Here is a 17,001-nt window from a genome sequence, read left to right on the forward strand (position 1 = left end):
TGGTTCCTTCCTCGTCATGCAGTGCGATCGATGCCGGGTCTCACCGGTCCCGAGCGGCGGGTCCGGTATCTCGCGCCATCTCTCGCAGCCTGAACTTCTGGATCTTGCCGCTCGGGGTCCGCGGCAGTTCCTCGAGGATTTCCAGCCGCTCTGGCCAGTAGGGCCGGGCCATCCGTTGCGCCGCGAGATGCGCGACCAAGTCTTCCATGGAGAAGGCGGCGCCGTCCCGTAGCCGTACATAGGCGCAGGCACGCTCGCCGAGCCGCGCGTCCGGGAAGCCCACCACCGCGACCTCGGCGATGGCGGGATGCTTGAACAGCACGCCCTCGACCTCGACTACTGGGATGTTCTCGCCGCCGCGGATGATGATGTCCTTCGACCGGCCGGCAATCCGGATGTAGCCATCGCCGTCCATGCGGGCGAGGTCGCCGGTATCGAACCAACCGTCGGCATCGGTGGTGTCGAGGTCCAGCCGCTTCAGGTAGCCGACAAAATTAGAGCAGCCGCGCACCTGCAGCCGTCCCTCCTCGCCAGCGGGCATGGCTTGGCCGTCGGTATCGACGACGCACACCTCCATCCCCGGCAGGGGACAGCCATCGGTGGAGGTCGTCTTCTCCTCAGGGTCATCCGGCCGGGTCGTGGTCACTGCCCCGTTTTCGGACATGCCCCAGGCCGAGACGATGGCGGCGCCGAGCGCCTGCCGTGCCTTGGACACCAGGGCGCGCGGGATGGGCGCTCCGGCGGACACGAAGACCCGCAGGCTTGGCGTGGCCTGACCAGTGCGCGCGACATGCTCGGTCAGGTCGTTTAGGAAGGGCGTCGCCCCCATGGTGAAGGTCGCGCCCGCCTCGCGGATCTGGCGCGCCATCTCCTCCGCCATGAAGACGTCCTGGAGCACCGCCGTGCCGCCCATCATCACCGGCAGCACGATGCCGTACATGAAGCCGAGCTGGTGAGCGAGCGGCGACGGCATGTGGATCACGTCCGCCGCACCGAGGCCGAGCCGCTCGGCGAAGGGTACGAGGTTGGAGAGCATGGTGTTGGAGGTATGCATCACTCCCTTGGGCTCGCCAGTCGTGCCGCTGGTGTAGAGCAGCTGGATGACGTCGTCGGGCGACGGCCCATGGCCGCGAAGGGAAGCCCGGCCGGCCTCGCCGGCGCGCGGCGCGAGCAAGGTGCCAAACCCCGCCTCACCCTCGCCGCCGGCGACAAAGACATGCCGCAGCGCCGGAAGCTCGGCCCGGACATTGGCGGCCATGGCCGGGTAGTCGAAGCCACGGAAGCGTGCCGGCACGACCAGTACCTTCGATTCGGCGAAGCCGAGCATGAAGCTCAGCTCGCGCTCCCGGAAGATGACCATCAGCGGGTTGCTGACCGCGCCGAGCTTGAGGCAGGCGAGGTGAAGGACGGGGAATTCCCACCAGTTCGGGAGCTGGAAGGACACCACGTCGCCGCGTCCGACGCCGCGCTCGCGGAGCGACAGCGCCACCAGGTCGGAGAGCCGGTCAAGCTCGCGGTAGCTGATCCGCCGCTCCTCCCCGGTCTCGGAGCGCCTGGCGAGGATTGCCGAGCGCTCCGGCGTCCGCGCGACGGCGCGCGTGAGGTGATCGAGCAGCGTCTCGTCGCGCCAGTGTCCCCTGTCGCGCATCGCCGCGCGCCGCGCCAATATACGGTCCCGCTGGATCTCCATTGCCTTCCTCTCCCCATTACCCCGGGCGTCTTGCGCGCCGCTTTACCTATTTCTGCTTCGCGTACTGCACGGCGGCCTTGCCGGCCCTCTCTCGCGCCACGATCAGCTTCATGATCTGCGCCGTGCCGTCGCCGATCTCGAGGCCCATGACGTCGCGCAGCCGCTGCTGGTGCGGCAGGTCGAGCGACCAGCCGTAATGGCCGTGCGTCAGCAGGCATTGGTGGATGACGTCCACCGCCGTCTTCGGCCCCAGCCATTTGCACATGGCGGCCTCGGCGGTGTGCGGCCCGCCCTCGTCGCGCAGGCGCAGCGTGTGGTAGCAGAGCTGCCGGATGGCGGCGATCAGCCCCTCGCCCTCTGCGAGCGGGAAGGTGACGCCCTGGTACTGGGCGATCGGTGCGCCGAAAGCCTCGCGTTCCTGCACATAGGCCCAGCTTTCGTCCAGCGAGGCCTGGGCCGCGGCGCAGCATTGGAGGCCGATCAGCGCTCGGCTGTAGTCGAAGCCCTGCATCACCTGCACAAAGCCCATGCCTTCCTCGGCCAAGCGGTTCTCCGCGAGGATCCACACCTCGTCGAAGAAGATCGAGCCTCGGCCGATCGCATGGCTGCCGAGGTCGTTGAACCGCGTGGTGGTGACGCCGGGCGTGTCCATCGGCACCAGGAAGGCGGAGACGCCGCGCGCCCCGCTCTCAGGCGTGCCGGTGCGGGCGAAGATGACTGCCGCATCCGCCTGATCGGCCATGCTGATCGAGGACTTTTCGCCGCGGAGCACGTAGCCGCTCCCGTCTCGCCGGGCGGAGAGTGCCAGGTTGGCGGCATCCGAGCCGCCGCGCGGCTCGGTCAGGCCGATGCAGAACAGCGCCTCGCCCGAGACGATGCGTGGGATCCAGTGCCCGGCCAGCTCCGGCGAGGCATGCCGGGCGATAATCTGCCCGTTTAGCGAGGCGAGCAGCGGGACGTAGCCGACATTGATGTCGGCATGGCTCACCGCCTCGATCGCCAGCCCGGCGGTGACGCTCGGCTCGCCGAGCCCGCCATGGCGCTCCGGCAGGTCGGCGCCGATGAGCCCGAGCGCGCCCATCTCCCGCACCAGCGCGCGGTCGACGCGGCCAGCTTTCTCGCGCGCCATATAACCGGGCGCGATCCGCTCGCGGGCGAAGCGGCGCGCCGTCTCTTGGAAGGCGCGCTGGTCCTCGGTCAGGGTGCCGGCCATGGCACGCTTACTTCTGGAACTTGCGGAATTCGGGCTTCCGCTTCTCGTTGAAGGCGCGCACGCCCTCCTGCGATTCCTCGCTGGCGTAGTACATGGTCAGCGCCTGCATCCCCATGCCGCTAATGCCGCGGATACTGTCACTGTCCGCGTTAAAGCTGCGCTTGGCGATGGCGATGGCGGTCGGGCTGCGTTCCATGATCTCGGCGCACCAGCGCGCTACTTCGGCATCGAGCTGGTCGTGCGGCACCACGGTATTGACCAGACCCATGGCCTGCGCCTCGGTGGCGGTGTAGCGGCGGCAGAGGTACCAGATCTCGCGCGCCTTCTTCTCGCCGACGATGCGCGCCAGGTAGGCTGTGCCGAAGCCGGGATCGACCGAGCCGACCTTGGGACCGACCTGCCCGAACTGCGCTTTCTCGGACGCGATGGTCAGGTCGCAGAGCGTCGCCAGCACGTTGCCACCGCCGATCGCATAGCCCTGCACGCGGGCGATGACCGGCTTTGGCACCTCACGGATGATCGATTGCAGCTCCTCGACCGGCAGGCCGATCATGCCGCGGCCATCGTAGTTGCCGTCATGCGCCGACTGGTCGCCGCCGGTGCAGAAGGCCTTGTCGCCGGTGCCGGTCAGCACGATGACGCCGACCGACTTGTCCCAGCCGGCGCGGTTGAAGGCGTGGATCAGCTCGTCGCAGGTCCGGCCGCGGAAGGCATTCATCACCTTGGGGCGGTTGATGGCGATGGTGGCGACGCCGACGGCCACCTCGAACAGGATATCTTCGTAGTGCATGATTTTTCCTCCCTGGGTCAGCCGGCCATGGTCAGGCCGCCGGACACGCTGAGCACCTGTCCGGTGATGAAGGCGGCGTCGTCGCTCGAGAAGAACAGGATGGCGCCGGGCAGGTCCTCGGGCTCGGCAATGCGGCCCATCGGGACGGCGCGGCGGAACGCCTCGTCCAGCTTCTCAGGGTTGCCGGCGCCCCGCTTGTAGTCGGCGAAGAGCGCGGTGTTGGTGGCGCCCGGGCAGACGACGTTCACGGTGATGCCGTGCCGCGCATGCTCACGGGCCAGAGTCTTGGAGAAGCCGATCAGCCCCGCCTTGCAAGCGGCATAGACCGCCTCGCCTGACGAGCCGACCCGGGCGGCGTCGGAGGCGATATTGACGATGCGCCCCGCCTTGCGTGCCAGCATGCCGGGCAGCACCGCATGGTGCATGTTGAGCGCGCCGACCAGGTTGATGGCGATGAGCTTCTGCCACTCGGCCGGCGTACTGTCCTTGAACAGCCGGAACACGTCCCAGCCGGCGTTGTTCACCAGCACGCCGACGGGCCCGAGCGCCTCCTCGGCCGCGGCGACTGCGCCCTGGACCGCGGCATGGTCGGTGATGTCGCAGGCGAAGGCCCGGGCAGTGCCGCCGGCTTCGGCAATGGCGGTGGCGGTGTGCCCGGCCGCCGCAGCGTCGATGTCGAAAACCGCGACCTTGGCGGCGGCCTCGGCGAATCGCCGGCAGGTGGCCCCGCCGATGCCGCCGCCGCCGCCGGTGACGATGACGACCTTGTCCTTGAGACCGCGCATGGTTCCTCCCGTGCTGATCGATGTCCCGGCGATCAGGAGAAGTCCTGGTGCGCCTGATATAACAAGGGTATGCTATATTATCAGCGGAAGTGGCAAGGCATTGATAGATCATCTCGCGAAGATTCCTTTAGGCAGCCCTGCAGGAAGCCAGAAGGTTGATCTCGTCAGGTTCGATATCGCCAACAGGTTATTCCTGCGGCTGTATCAGGCCTCGAACCTGATGCACAAAACAGGAACGAAGGCGGTCAGCGACTTCGGCGCGACAACCCAGCAATGGGCGGTGCTGGGGGCGCTCTCACGCCCCGGCGTCCGCGACCACGGAATGACCGTGAAAGAGCTGATCGCCTTCCTGATGGTCAGCCGGCAGAACCTCACTGCAGTGCTGGACCGGCTGGAGGGCGCGGGACTGGTCGAGCGGATCCGCGTTGCGGGCGATGGTCGCCTGCGCCACGTCCGATTGACGGCGCAGGGCGAAAGCGTCTGGTCAGAGATGTTGGTCAGCATCCGTCGCTACTATAACGACGCCCTGGCGGGCTTCTCGACCGAGGAATGCCTGCTGCTGTTTCGCCTGCTCGACAGGCTGCGCGACGGCCTTGGTCGGATTGTCGTTCCCGAGGGCGAATAGGGGTAGTGCGAAAGCTGTCGCGTATTTAGCTGCGCGGGCGGGAACGGGTCCGCTGGCAGCTTGTTGCAGGGATCGTCGGATTGGGCAGTGCGGGGTAGGCTGGAATGAGGGCGAACCCTCGTTCGAGGGGGCCCGCCATGCCGTTCAAAGCCAATGCTGACCGCCGACACCACATTCCGGCCCAGCGGCACCGAGTGAAGAACTGGGGCGAGTACGACGCCGGCCTGCGGGCTCGCGGCAGCCTGACCGTGTGGTTCTCCGAGGAGGCAATCGAAGGGTGGCGCGCGGCGCCGCGTACCACCCGGGGCGGGCAGCCCTGCTTCTCGGATTTGGCCATCACCACCGCCCTGACCCTGCGCACGGTATTCCGCCTTCCGCTACGCCAGGCCGAGGGCTTGATCGGCTCCATTCTGCAGCTGCTCGGCCTCGACCTCCCCGTGCCGGACCACTCCACCCCGAGCCGCCGGGCCGAGACGCTGGAGGTGCTACGGCCGAAGGCGAGCAGCAAGCCCGTACACCTGCTGGTGGACAGCACGGGGCTGAAGCTGTGTGGTCCCGGCGAGTGGCTGGTCGAGAAGCATGGCAGCAAGAGGCGTCGTGGCTGGCGCAAGCTGCATCTTGCCACCGACGCCGACACGGGTCGGATCGTCGCGCCGGTGTTGACCGACAAGGACGCTGACGACGGCTCGCAGGTCGGTGCCTTGCTCGATCAGATCGAGAGGGGCAGTGGCGTCCTTCACCGGCGATGGCGCTTACGACCGGGACGATGTCTACGCCGAGGTCACGGCACGGCTTCCCGAGGCAGCCGTGGTGGTACCACCTCGCGCGAACGCGGTGCCAAGCGAAGCCGCGGCGACCGCACCGACACAGCGCGACTGCCATCTGCAGTGCATCGCTGAGCGCGGCCGCTTGGGCTGGCAGCGGGCGTCGGGCTACAATGATCGTGCCCTGGTCGAGGCTGACATCTCGCGCTGGAAGCGGGTGATCGGTGATGGGCTCCGTTCGCAAACCGACGGGCGCCAAGCGACGGAGGTGGCCATCGCCGCCGGTGTGCTGAACCGGATGCTGGATCTCGGACGGCCGGAGTATGTCCGCGTCGCATAACCCCGAACGCGGGTAGGGCTACGTGCGTCTTCACCGCTGATCGTGCAACACACTGTCTGATGGTCGCTTCGGCAGGCCACTTGCCCACAGCTCCGCCATTAGGGTCAAAACATAGCCGTACGGCCCTGTGCTGAGCCAGGAGGATGCCAGGGCTCCGCATTGGCTGCGCATCGCACCGGCAGTCAGTCCGCGGCCGCCGCACGATCGCTCTTGCGCTACCGCATCCATACTTTCGGCGTGAAAGGGCCGAGAAAAGCGTTGCGCCCCTCGGGCCGTCCACATAGGGCTGCTAGAGCCCGAAACCCAGGCGCAGGCCGAGGCTGTTCATGCCCTCGTTCGCGCGGGCGCTGCCGGCATTGCTCTCATGGTCGAGGAAGAGTGAGACCGACCAGCGCGGATCGATCTGGTAGCCGATCTCGCCGCCGACCCGGAACAGAAGATTGCCGCCGAGACTCTTGCGGTCGGAGGCATTGGTGACGTGCTTGCCATCATTCACCGAACCGCCGAAGAAGAAGTCGAAGCGGATGCCGTCGCCCGGCCGCAGCACGTCGCGGTACAGCATGGTGGTCCAGGTCAGGCCGAAATAACCCTGGCTGGTGTAGCCCTCGGTATTGGCGCTGAAGCCGATATGCGGTCGCGGCTCCAGCATCCAGCGATAGAGCGGCGGCAGATCCGCCGTCAGCCGCGCCGGCACCGGAGTGACGAACAGCAACTCTCCATTGATGTCCGCGCCGCCTTCCCTGACGCCAAGGTCATGCCAGGCGGCGCCGCCACGGATCTCGCTGAACAGGCCGGTCAGGCCCTCCCCGGCGTGAATGCGGAGCATCCCGTTTTCCGCCCGGGCCGCTACGGGCAGTGTGCCGAGGATTGCCAACAGACTGAAGAGTGGAAGTCGCACTGCCTGCCTCCATTGTGGAGCGGCGATTATGGCCAAGCGGCAGCGGATTCACACCCCTCTGCCGCGATCACGGCACTGGTGCTCGGGACCGTCGCACGATTGGAGGCCGTAGCGTTCTGGCGCTGAATGGCGTCGCCCCTTGCAATCATCTTCGAAGACTGCATTCGCGTTCAGTCACCAGCAAATAGCAGCTTCGCTTCGATCTGGGCCAAACCTCAAGCCGAAAAAATACCGAGCATATTCTGCTTTCGGCTTTTCACTTGAATCTCCCCCGATCAAGAATGGGTGCCGTCGCAAAGGCTGTTGGAAATCTCCAGGGCGCCTCCAGCGCGATGACGGTATCGCTTCAGGCGGCGAGGTCAATCATGCTCTTGGCCGGCGGCTGACCGAGGGTCTGCCAGCCATCGACCTTGCGCATGGTGATCTGGCCTGAGGCGAGCAGGGCCCAGAACAGCATGGCCGCGGTCTCGGCCGAGGGCAGCACGGTCTGCGTCTTGATGCGGCGCTTGAACTCCTCATGCAGCCGCTCGATCGCGTTCGTCGTCCGCGCTGACTTCCACTGGCTCGAGGGCAGTCGGGTGAAGGCGAAGAGGGCTTCGCCGGCCTCCTCGAGGCTGTCGGCGACAGCACGGCACTTCAGCCGCCACTTGCGCAGGAAGGCTCGGCGCCGTGTCTCGATCTCCTTCGCGGTCTCGGCGTAGATCATGTCCGTGTAGTCGGCCGAGATCTCCTCATGCAGCCGCTCCGGCGCATGGGCCAGGAGATTCCGATGCTTGTGCACGGTGCACCTCTGAGCTGGCACCGCCGGCCAGAGCGCAGCCAGCGCCTTCTCCAGGCCGGCCACGCCGTCGGTGATCAGGAACTCCGGGGTCCGCAGCCCGCGGGCGACCAGGTCATCGAGCACCGCCCGCCACGCCGCCTCGCTCTCCCCGCCCATGGCGCGGATAGCGAGCAGCACCTTCTGCCCATCACGGCGGACGCCGAGGACCACCAGCAACGAGATCGAGGTCGCCTTGCGATCCAGCCGGACCCGCACGACGGTCCCGTCGAGAATAAGGCGGACGATGTCCTCGCCGGCCAGGTCGCGCCGGCCCCAGCAGCCCGTTGAGAAAGCCATCGGTCAGCGGAAGCGGTCCGGCTCAATGCTGCGGCGACGGCCCCGGTCTGATCGCCAGCGGCGACGATCAGGATGACGACCAGGCCACCATCCGGCGTGGCAATCGCAGCAAGCGAGGCCGAAACCCTGTCCCGGAAGCCCCGAGGTCATGCGCTTGTGAGACATGAGCTGAAGATCCCGCTTGGTCCTACGGGGCCGTCCACATAAGCGCTTGTGCAGGTTCTCCCGCCCGCGCAGCCAGGCTCGGCGCATGCCACCACGGTCGAGAATGAGCGCGAAGCCTCGCTCAACCACCTCGGCGCGCAGCTTGAACGCGACCTGGGCGACACCGGACAGCAGGCGGGTGCGGTTGTTCACGACGGCGCGGCGGGCCGCATCCTCGCCGTGCCAGCGGGAGAAGCCGTCGCGCTTGGGCTCGGTAATCCGGGTCTTCCACGGCCCGTCCTCGAGGGACTTCAGCACTTCGCGCGAGTGGTACCCTTTGTCGGCCACCATCTCGGCAGGGACCTCGGCGCTCGGCGCCGCCTCAACCGCGGCCAGGTGCCGAGCGGCACTCTCCAGGGTATCAGGGAGGATCGCGGTGTCGCCACGGTCAGTCAGAAGCATCTCGGCTGCGACCACCGCACCGGTGTCGAGATCCAGCGCGTGCGCGGGCTTGTAGGCCAGGTGCGTGCGGCCGTCCTTCAGCTTGGCGATGCGCGCCTCCGGATCGGTCGGGCTCTCCCACTCCGCGTTGGACAGCATCTTGCCTTTGCGCCTGCGGTCCAGCCGCACCAGGTCTTCGGTGGTCGGCGTCTCGATGCCGCTCTCCTTGGCCATGCGGACCAGCATCTCGCGGTAGGAACTGGTCGCAGGCTCCGCCTTGCACTTGATGCACTGGACGCTATCGCCGGCCGCAGTGAGCGCGCCCTGGTGTTCGTGGATGACCTCGCCCTCATGGCGAGGCTCTCGGGGTTGCTTCAGCGGCGTTACCATCTCCCGGCGGCGCCGATGACCATCAGTGGCAGGGTCGCCGGCGCAGCACGGCAGGCGGGGGTCGACCGCTTTCAGAACGCGCCTGGTGGCTTCGACGTGATGCTCCTCTCGCCGCGGGCCGGAGGCGTTGGTCTCACCCTGACGCGCGCCAACCACGTCATTCACCTGGCGCGCTGGTGGAATCCGGCCATTGAAGACCAGTGTACGGGCCGCGTGCTGCGGATCGGCCAAGACCGGCCCGTGACCGTTCATATCCCCTTGGCGGTTCTCCCCGGTGGCCGTCCTTCCTTCGACGAGAACCTGCACGCGTTACTCGCCCGGAAGCGCGCCCTGATGAAGGAGGCACTTATGCCGCCGGACGCGGAGCCCGGAGAACTGGCGGCAATGCTGAAGGACAGCCTGGCATGACTGCGTTGCTCTGACCGCTAGCTTGGCCCACGCCGGAGTGTGGTCCGCAGTGAGTGCGACCCGGTCCGTGTAATGACCGCATCATCGCCCTCGCGTGCACCGGCCGCCCGAAATAGCTCCCTCATTGAGCCGCGCTGCCGAAAAATCATTTTGTCGCCTGCCACGTCGGTGGTGATGGTCTGACCAGACTCGAGGACCACGGCGAGGGAGCGGGGAGCCGCGGCTTCGGCGTTCGGGCCTCCGATTGCATCGGCGGGGAGAAGGTGCCTGACGCTCCGCAAGTAGATGTAGCCATTCCTGATATTGCCGCCCGTGAGGCGCACCACGCCGGCTTCGTTCTCTGTGCCACCATGTTGGAAGTCAACCGCCACTGGCGACGCGGGACGAATGGACTCGGCACGTCCGAACATCGGGCCGGCCTCGCCTGTGGCTGCGGGAGGGAGCATGCGCCCTGCGATTGCCTGCGTCACGGTGGGGTCCAACACGACCCAGCCGACCGCGCCTGCGGGATGGCGGTAAGGTACCGGTGTGACTAGCGGCCGCGCGTCCTGCAGGACCCAGGGCACCACCCAGCCCGCGGTGAGTGCGTCGGCTTGCCAGCCGGGATCGATTCCGTGCATTTCCACCGCAATAGCCATCGTAGTGGCATCAAGCGGGGGTAGGCAGTCGACAAGGTCCGCAGTGCCGACTACGTGCCCGGAGCGCTTTCGGATGAGACCGATCCTACCCCGGATGCGTGTGGCCCGGGAGCGCATCTCCCAGATTTTGCGTCCCGACAGGATCATCCCGATCCAGGGCTCGTCTATGATGAGGGCGCGGTTCGGGGCGCCGTGCAAGGATCCCAAAAAGGCAATCTCCTCAACCTCGATCTGGTGCGTTGCTTCCAGGCAGTTCGCCCGCGAAGGTGCGTAGCACGGCACCGATTCGACGTCCGTGCGAGATGGCCAAAGCACAAGAGTGGGGAGATGAGGCGGGCGCTCACCCGTTCAGAAACCACCCTTGCGTATGCGCGTCGTTTTCAGGTGCCCCAATTGAGGCGCCAACGGGGAACTTGACGGGCAGCCGTCGTCTGTTCGCCACGACGCCAGATTTCGTCGGCGGCGAGCGTGTCCGCAAGCCATGGTAACGGCGTGTCGGGACTGCGCCCGCGCCGTATCGCGAAAACCGCCTCCGAACCCAGCAGAAATCTCACGGCTTCGGGCGGGCCCTCTGCCTCCGTGGCTATCGCGTTGTAGCGTGCCGCCGTCCCCTCGCCTGCAACGAGGGCCAGGGACTCGCGGGCCAGTGGTGCCACCAAGCCATGGAAGGCCGCGTGAAGTCCTATGAGGCCGATCACCTCCTTTATCACCGTGGTAGGGGCCGCAAGGTCTCGGGCGGCCGTTATTTGCGCCGAGATGAGTGCCTGCCAGGACGCAATGGGCCATGCCCCGGCCAACTTGACGTGCATGCCAGCAAGGTCTGCGGCGTCGACTAGGAGGCCAAGATGCCTTCTGGGAACAGAATAAATCGACGGCATCCGAAGGTACCGACTAAGATCTGTGAGGTCCTTCACAGCAAGCCGGGCACCACGTCGCTTGGCCTCGATGACGAGAACGGCTTCTCCGGCCCCGTCGCGCCAAGCGAGGACGATGTCAGCGATGGGTCGTTTGCCATCCGCCGTGTACTGTTCGAAGAAATAGCACCAGCGCGCGGTCTCGACCGCGCCGCTTGGGGTGATGTTGAAGAGAGCTAACAGGGCTGGCAGCCAAGCGTGGGCTGGACCGAGCGCAGCCCACGTCTGGAAGACCGCAGGCGTCAGATGGTCCTCGGTCCCTTCCGTGTAGAAGCCCCGGTTGCCGGGAAGCAGCGAGCCGTCGGCGGCAGTGCGGAAAGCGTTCATCGTGTGATCGGACCACACCCGCTGGAGAGCGTGCGCTTTCTGCTTGTCCGGTCCTGCAGGTAGGGCCGGGACGACAGTCCACCAGTGGCGATGCACGCGGCGCGAGCCGTCGATCAGGTAGGGATTGTTCAAATTCGGTTCTCCCAGGAGCTGCGGTCCGCGGGCAGGCTCATGAGATAGCCGGGCCGGGAGGGGTATCAGCGCCTGGAAGTCTGGGCGCGGGCCTTCGGTCCGGTGAGAGCCTTCGGCATCGAGGGCACAGGATCCTACGGGGCAGGTCTTGCTCGCAACCTGCAAACGAGCGGGTACCGCATTCTGGAAGTGAACCGGCCCGATCGGAGTGCGCGTCGGCGAAAAGGCAAGGATGACGCGATCGATGCGGAAGCCGCAGCGCGTGCTGTTCTCAGCGGTCAGGCCACGGCCCAACCCAAATCCGGTAACAGCTCGGTCGAGATGATGCGCCACCTCAAGGTGGCACGCGATGCCGCTGTCAAAGCCAAAACTCAAGCCATGCTCACGCTCAAATCGATCATCATCAGCGCGCCAGAGGAGCTGCGCGAGCAGCTCGAGAGCATCCGGGGTAAGGTGGCACTCGCTCGTCATCTGGCGTCACTGCAGCCCGGCCCGATCACGTCCACGACCGCCTCCGCGAAGGCGGCACTCGCAGCCACCGCGCGACGCTGGCTTGCTCTGAGGCATGAAATCCAGGAGCACGACCGCGCCCTCGAAACCCTGGTCTCGACCGCCGCGCCCGACCTCATCACTGCTCCGGGCATTGCAACTGCGACCGCTGCCGAGATGTTGCTGCTGGTCGGCGACAATCCCGAACGCATCCGATCGGAGGGAGCTCTCGCCAAGCTGTGTGGCGCCTGCCCTATACCGGCATCCAGCGGGCGAACCAGCCGCCACAGGCTGAACCGAGGTGGAAACAGGCAGGCTAACGCCGCCTTGCACCGCATCGTCGTCACACGCATGCGCCTGCACCAGCCCACCAAAGACTACGTCGTGCGCCGCACCAAGGATGGAAAGACCACGAAGGAGATCATGCGCTGCCTGAAGCGCTATGTCGCGCGCGAGATCTTCGGCGTCCTGTGCAAACCAAGCCAGGCGGCCCCGATCCCCGCTTGACAGGACATAGGAGCATCATGACGGGCCTGTTGGGCCACTTCAAGACGCTGCAGGCGAAGACGCAGGCTCGAACTGGCAACACCTTCCCGATTGTCGTCATCCATGAGGCTGGACTGGATGGCTTCTGGATCCACCGTGTGCTGGAGCGGGAGGGTATCGAAAGCCATGTCGTTGACGCCGCCTCTGTCCTGACCTCGCGCCGGCGGCGCAAGGCAAAGACGGACCGGATCGATGGCGAGGCCCTGCTGCGCACGCTGCTGGCCTATAAGCGCGGTGAGCCGAGAGTCTGCGCCATGGTTCGGCCACCGACCCCGGACGAAGAGGACCGCCGGCGACTCTGCCGCGAGCGCAAGACGTTGGTATGCGAGCGGATCGTGCATGTGAATCGCATCAAGGGATTGCTGTTTGCGCAAGGCATTCCTGACTACGAGCCCTGTCGTCGTGATCGACGCGAGCGACTGGAGCAGTTGGTCACCGGCGATGGACGGCCCTTGCCGGCGTACCTGAAGGCCCAGCTCGGCCGCGAGCTCGACCGACTGGAGCTGACCCTACAGCAGATCAAGGCCGTCGAGGCGGAGCGGGATGCTCTGCTGGCGCCCAAGGGCGAGGCGGCACCTGCCCCGGTAGCGGCGCTGGCCGGGTTGCGCGGGATCGGCCCGGAGTTCGCCACGGTGCTCTGGCTGGAGTGCTTCTTCCGCAGCTTTGGCAACCGGCGCCAGGTGGCGGCCTATGCCGGGCTGGCGCCAACGCCTTGGCAGAGCGGGTCCGTCGATCACGAACAGGGGGTGTCGAAGTCAGGCAACTCAAAACTGCGCAGCACCATGGTCCAGCTTGCCTGGTTGTGGGTGCAGCACCAGCCGACCTCGGCATTGAGTCGCTGGTTCAAGGAGCGCGTCAAACAGAATGGTGGCCGCGGCAAGAAGGCTGCGATTGTTGCCCTGGCGCGCAAGTTGCTCGTTGCGCTGTGGAAGTTCGTCAGCAACGGCGTGGTGATCGAGGGGCCGCGATGAAGGCGGCCTAAGCGCCACAACCGCTACATTCGAATTCGGCAGGACCCTGATCAGGTCCTGACGGATCCAGGTGGGTGAACCTAGCAGCAATATGGCTTCGAAAGCCGCCATTGAAGAATGGTCTCACCTGCTTGAGCTCTATCCGCCGTATGCGGGATGATGGTGCGGCTGCTGTGTGCGCCGACCGAATGTGAGTTGGTTCTGGTTAGGGAATGCCAGAACGCAGACGGGCTCGAACCTGGACACCGTTCGGACACTGCAGCCGGAGGTCATGCCATGAGGTGCTGATTTGGCTGTTGACCGCATGACGTTCCATGTGAGGTGTTCTACCTCCCAGGATACAGTCCGGAGTTGAACCCGGACGAGGGGGTCAACGGCGACCTGAAGCAGGCGGTCACCCGCAAGGAGCCGGCGCGCAGCAAGGCGCAGCTGAAGCGTGCCGCCATCGGCCATATGCGCAAGCTGTCGAAGCTGCCCGACCGCGTCCGCAGCTCGGTGCGTGTCAAACGAGTTGCCGCGCTGGTTTCGTAACGGGGTCTCCTATCCTTGGCGTGGTTTGGATGGCGGCCCGGCGGCGGGTGAAGCTGCCCCGATGCTCGCGGCGGCCACGACGCTGTCGCGCTCAGGGTTGAGCGTCACGGCGCCGATCGGCGTCCAGTCGCGGGTCCGCCCACTCCAGCGGCGCGGGTTGGTCTCGCGTGCTTGCTGGTACAGGGCGTGGCGGGCGGCCAGCAGTGGGCCGTCGCCTCCGGCATGGCGTTGCGCCGGGGTGACGTAGCGGATGCCGCTGTGACGGTGCTCGTGGTTGTACCAGTGCACGAAATCGGCCGCCCACTGCCGCGCTCCGGCGAGGTTGGCAAAGCCTGTGGTGGGGAAGTCCGGGCGGTACTTGGCGGTACGGAACAGCGCCTCGGCATAGGCATTATCGTCGCTCACCCGTGGCCGCGAGTGCGACGGCGCGATGCCGAGCCAGTACAGCATGGCCAGCACGGTCGTGCCCTTCATGCTCGGGCCGTTGTCACCGTGCAGCACCGGGCGCAGCGCGTGGGCGTGGATGCCCTCGGCAAGCGCCGTGCGCCGGACCAGATGGGCCGCGTGTTCGGCCTGGTCGGTCTCGTGCACTTCGTGGCCGACGATCTTGCGGCTGTAGAGGTCAAGGATGAGGAACAGGTAGAACCAGCGTCCCTGCACCCGGGCGGGCAGGAAGGTCACGTCCCAGCACCAGACCTGCCCTGGGGCGGTCGCCACATGCGTGCTGGGCGGGCCGGCGGATCGCGGCGGGCGGGACCGACCCCGGCGCCGCATCTGGCCATGGTCGCGCAGCACGCGGTGAAAGCTGGCCTCGCTGGCCACGTAGACGCCCTCGTCGGCCAGCGCCGGGACGATACGGGCTGGTGGCGTGCTGGCGAAGCGCGGCTGGTTGGCGAGTTCGACCAGGCGCGCTCGCTCGGCCTCGCTCAAGGCGTGCGCCGGCCGTGGCCGGGCAGCCTCGGGTCGGCGGTCCGCCCGGACCTGGCCATCGCCATCGCGCCAGCGCTGGAAGGTGCGCGGGTCGATGCCGGCCAGCCTGCAGGCCGGAGCCAGCCGGGCACCGGCGGCACAGGCCTCAGCGATCGCGGCCATCAGGGTCTGGCGGTCCTCCCGGCAGGTCATTCGCCCTCGCCGTCGCGGAAGACCGCATGCAGTTTTTTTCGCAGCACCAGCAAGGCGGCCGTCTCGGCCAGCGCCTTGTCCTTGCGGTGCAGCTCGCGCTCGAGCTCCTTGACCCTGCGCCGGTCCTGCCGCGCCTCGACGGCACTGGCGGCCCGCGGCTCGCCCAGGCCGGCGATGGCGTCATGCTTCCACGCCTCGAGCTCGGCCGGGTATAGCCCCTGCTCGCGGCACCAGGCGCTGCGGGCGGCCTCGTCCATCGCCGCCGTGGTGATCACCGCCTCCAGCCGCGCCGCAGGCGTCCAGCGCTGGGGGTTGGTCAGTCCGCCCGGTGCCGCCAGCGCCCCGGCTCGCCACCGCGCCAGCGTGGCGACGCTGATACCTATCTCGCGCGAGACCACATCGATGGCCGCACTCTCCGGCGGCAGCAGCCGCGCGACGATGCGATCCCTGTATGCTTGTCCGTATCGAGCCACTGCCTGATGTCCACGCCCCCTCGTTCCGCGATCCTAAACACGCGACAACTCGTCTGACACAGGGGGAGCTTCTTCGGGCACAAGACCTTCCGCTACGCTGCGTAGCTCAAGATCACCCAGGCCGGGTCAATAATCTCCCATTAGAGGCGATCGACGATCGGCTGCGGCGTGGCAGCCGGAGCCAACACTTGTTTGTGGAGGAGTTGAAGCGAGCGGTTCTTGAGGCAGGCCTGCCGGAGCTCAGCGAGGACCGGCCAGGTCGCCGCGCTCCGATACCGCAGCGGGACCGGCGGTAGCCTTGCGCCGTGCGCTCCGGCCGCTCCGTCACCGCAGCCGAGCCGCAGGATACACAGTCCATCCGCTACTCCCGTCCCGCCGAGCCCGGAGCCTACCAGCGCCGTCCCAGCCAGCCAAACCAGCCGTCTGGCGCGCGCTCTGATAGAACCGACCAGGCACGCCCGGGCGGCGGCCCTGATGGCGCTGCAACGGACATCCGGCCGCAACCGCCGCGGCTCCTGCTGGCCGGGGAGGTGTTCGTCGCGGCCCTCGCCTAGCGAGCGTCTTCGGCTACACTCCGTCCATAAGAAAAGAGGGCGGAGGAGGACAGAATGACCAAGGAATTCCAGGCACAAATCCGCGGAGCGACGGACGACGAGGCGGCGCTCCGGGCGGCGCTGGCCGATGCCGATATCGCCCCGATGCTGATGGTGCTGGTGCAACTCACCGGCGACCTCACCATCCTCGACGAGGTCGCGCCGCATATCCATGGTGCCTGGAGCTTTCTGGAGTCCGTGCCGGAACCGCTCAAGCAGAAAGTGCGCGACCGCTTAGTCGATGCCCTGAAGGACTACGCCGTGGCGGACCGCCCGCCGCCGCGCCTGCCACATGCCGAGGTGCTGCAGCGGATGATGAGCGGTGGCGTCGGCCAGATGGTACCAGAGGAATATATTCCTTTGTTGGTTGAGGAAACGCAGCTGGGTGAGGAGGATACCCGCGCCGTGCACTGGCAGCGCGACCCGGCGCGCCTGGCCATCCGCGACTTCAAGGTGATTGTCATTGGCGCTGGCATCGCCGGCCTCTGCACCGCCATCCGGCTGAAAGAGATGGGAATCCCCTTCGAGATCTTGGAGAAGAACGAGACCGGTAGCTGCTCAACCCGGGGCGAGGATGGACTGGCCTTGGAGCGTGGCACGAATAGCCTGATAGGCGTCGGTGCTGCGCCGCGTCGCGGTGCCGATGACAGAGCGCACCGC

The 17,001-nt window shown here is 66.8% G+C and carries 13 protein-coding genes and 4 pseudogenes; 7 read left to right on the forward strand and 10 right to left on the reverse strand.

Going from position 1 to position 17,001, the window contains the following annotated elements; all coding sequences use genetic code 11:
* Positions 1-40: 40 nt before the first annotated feature.
* Genes E2C06_RS17945 through badH form a run of 4 tightly spaced genes read right to left on the reverse strand, consistent with a single transcriptional unit; the run spans position 41 to position 4,478 of the window.
* A complete protein-coding gene (locus E2C06_RS17945; protein ID WP_133289992.1) occupies positions 41-1,690 on the reverse strand; it encodes a cyclohexanecarboxylate-CoA ligase in 1,650 nt (549 codons plus the stop codon).
* A 46-nt stretch (positions 1,691-1,736) separates the two neighbouring features.
* The gene (locus tag E2C06_RS17950) at positions 1,737-2,903 is read right to left on the reverse strand and encodes an acyl-CoA dehydrogenase family protein (protein WP_133289993.1); all 1,167 of its coding nucleotides are present in this window, start codon (positions 2,901-2,903) and stop codon (positions 1,737-1,739) included.
* A 7-nt stretch (positions 2,904-2,910) separates the two neighbouring features.
* Positions 2,911-3,693, reverse strand: a complete 783-nt coding sequence (gene badI / locus E2C06_RS17955; RefSeq protein ID WP_133289994.1) for a 2-ketocyclohexanecarboxyl-CoA hydrolase — start codon at positions 3,691-3,693, stop codon at positions 2,911-2,913.
* 17 nt (positions 3,694-3,710) lie between these two features.
* Positions 3,711-4,478, reverse strand: coding sequence for a 2-hydroxycyclohexanecarboxyl-CoA dehydrogenase (gene badH / locus E2C06_RS17960; RefSeq protein ID WP_133289995.1), 768 nt, complete (start codon positions 4,476-4,478; stop codon positions 3,711-3,713).
* A gap of 10 nt (positions 4,479-4,488) precedes the next feature.
* Between badH and E2C06_RS17965 the strand changes: the two genes are divergently transcribed.
* Both E2C06_RS17965 and E2C06_RS17970 read left to right on the forward strand, forming a co-directional pair.
* The gene (locus tag E2C06_RS17965; RefSeq protein ID WP_206664580.1) at positions 4,489-5,103 is read left to right on the forward strand and encodes a MarR family winged helix-turn-helix transcriptional regulator; all 615 of its coding nucleotides are present in this window, start codon (positions 4,489-4,491) and stop codon (positions 5,101-5,103) included.
* A 137-nt stretch (positions 5,104-5,240) separates the two neighbouring features.
* A pseudogene (locus tag E2C06_RS17970) lies at positions 5,241-6,207 on the forward strand (IS5 family transposase).
* A gap of 289 nt (positions 6,208-6,496) precedes the next feature.
* Here E2C06_RS17970 and E2C06_RS17975 read toward each other — a convergent pair.
* The 3 genes and pseudogenes from E2C06_RS17975 to E2C06_RS17985 all read right to left on the reverse strand — a co-directional run bounded on the left by E2C06_RS17975 (position 6,497) and on the right by E2C06_RS17985 (position 9,197).
* A complete protein-coding gene (locus tag E2C06_RS17975; RefSeq protein ID WP_133289997.1) occupies positions 6,497-7,033 on the reverse strand; it encodes an acyloxyacyl hydrolase in 537 nt (178 codons plus the stop codon).
* Positions 7,034-7,451: 418 nt separating this feature from the next.
* A pseudogene (locus E2C06_RS17980) lies at positions 7,452-8,201 on the reverse strand (IS256 family transposase); the annotation flags it as partial.
* A 24-nt stretch (positions 8,202-8,225) separates the two neighbouring features.
* A complete protein-coding gene (locus E2C06_RS17985; RefSeq protein WP_133289998.1) occupies positions 8,226-9,197 on the reverse strand; it encodes a transposase in 972 nt (323 codons plus the stop codon).
* Between E2C06_RS17985 and E2C06_RS17990 the strand changes: the two genes are divergently transcribed.
* Entirely contained in the window at positions 9,159-9,605 is a 447-nt protein-coding gene (locus tag E2C06_RS17990) for a helicase-related protein (protein WP_133289999.1), read from the forward strand. The two genes, E2C06_RS17985 and E2C06_RS17990, sit on opposite strands and share 39 nt — an antisense overlap.
* A gap of 17 nt (positions 9,606-9,622) precedes the next feature.
* Here the strand turns inward: E2C06_RS17990 and E2C06_RS40800 are convergent, their stop codons facing one another.
* Together E2C06_RS40800 and E2C06_RS18000 are read right to left on the reverse strand one after the other, a co-directional pair.
* Positions 9,623-10,558 (reverse strand): ASCH domain-containing protein, encoded by a 936-nt coding sequence (locus tag E2C06_RS40800; RefSeq protein WP_369126539.1) that lies wholly within the window; start codon positions 10,556-10,558, stop codon positions 9,623-9,625.
* Between the two features lie 65 nt (positions 10,559-10,623).
* Complete coding sequence (locus tag E2C06_RS18000; RefSeq protein ID WP_133290001.1) at positions 10,624-11,616, reverse strand: hypothetical protein; 993 nt, start codon at positions 11,614-11,616, stop codon at positions 10,624-10,626.
* A gap of 72 nt (positions 11,617-11,688) precedes the next feature.
* Here E2C06_RS18000 and E2C06_RS18005 point away from each other — a divergent pair, with 72 nt between their 5' ends.
* The 3 genes and pseudogenes from E2C06_RS18005 to E2C06_RS18015 all read left to right on the forward strand — a co-directional run bounded on the left by E2C06_RS18005 (position 11,689) and on the right by E2C06_RS18015 (position 14,153).
* Positions 11,689-12,612 carry a transposase gene (locus E2C06_RS18005; RefSeq protein ID WP_133290002.1) on the forward strand — a complete coding sequence of 308 codons (924 nt, stop codon included), beginning with the start codon at positions 11,689-11,691 and terminating at the stop codon, positions 12,610-12,612.
* 26 nt (positions 12,613-12,638) lie between these two features.
* Positions 12,639-13,622 (forward strand): annotated as a pseudogene (locus tag E2C06_RS18010) (IS110 family RNA-guided transposase); the annotation flags it as partial.
* Between the two features lie 321 nt (positions 13,623-13,943).
* Positions 13,944-14,153, forward strand: coding sequence for a transposase (locus tag E2C06_RS18015; protein ID WP_277751842.1), 210 nt, complete (start codon positions 13,944-13,946; stop codon positions 14,151-14,153).
* 9 nt (positions 14,154-14,162) lie between these two features.
* Here E2C06_RS18015 and E2C06_RS18020 read toward each other — a convergent pair.
* Positions 14,163-15,748, reverse strand: a pseudogene (locus E2C06_RS18020) (IS3 family transposase).
* Between the two features lie 608 nt (positions 15,749-16,356).
* Between E2C06_RS18020 and E2C06_RS38500 the strand changes: the two are divergent.
* A partial coding sequence (locus E2C06_RS38500) for an NAD(P)-binding protein (protein ID WP_133290003.1) occupies positions 16,357-17,001 on the forward strand: 645 nt, incomplete at its 3' end.

The sequence above is a fragment of the Dankookia rubra genome (genome assembly GCF_004355005.1).
Lineage (GTDB): Bacteria > Pseudomonadota > Alphaproteobacteria > Acetobacterales > Acetobacteraceae > Paracraurococcus > Paracraurococcus ruber_A.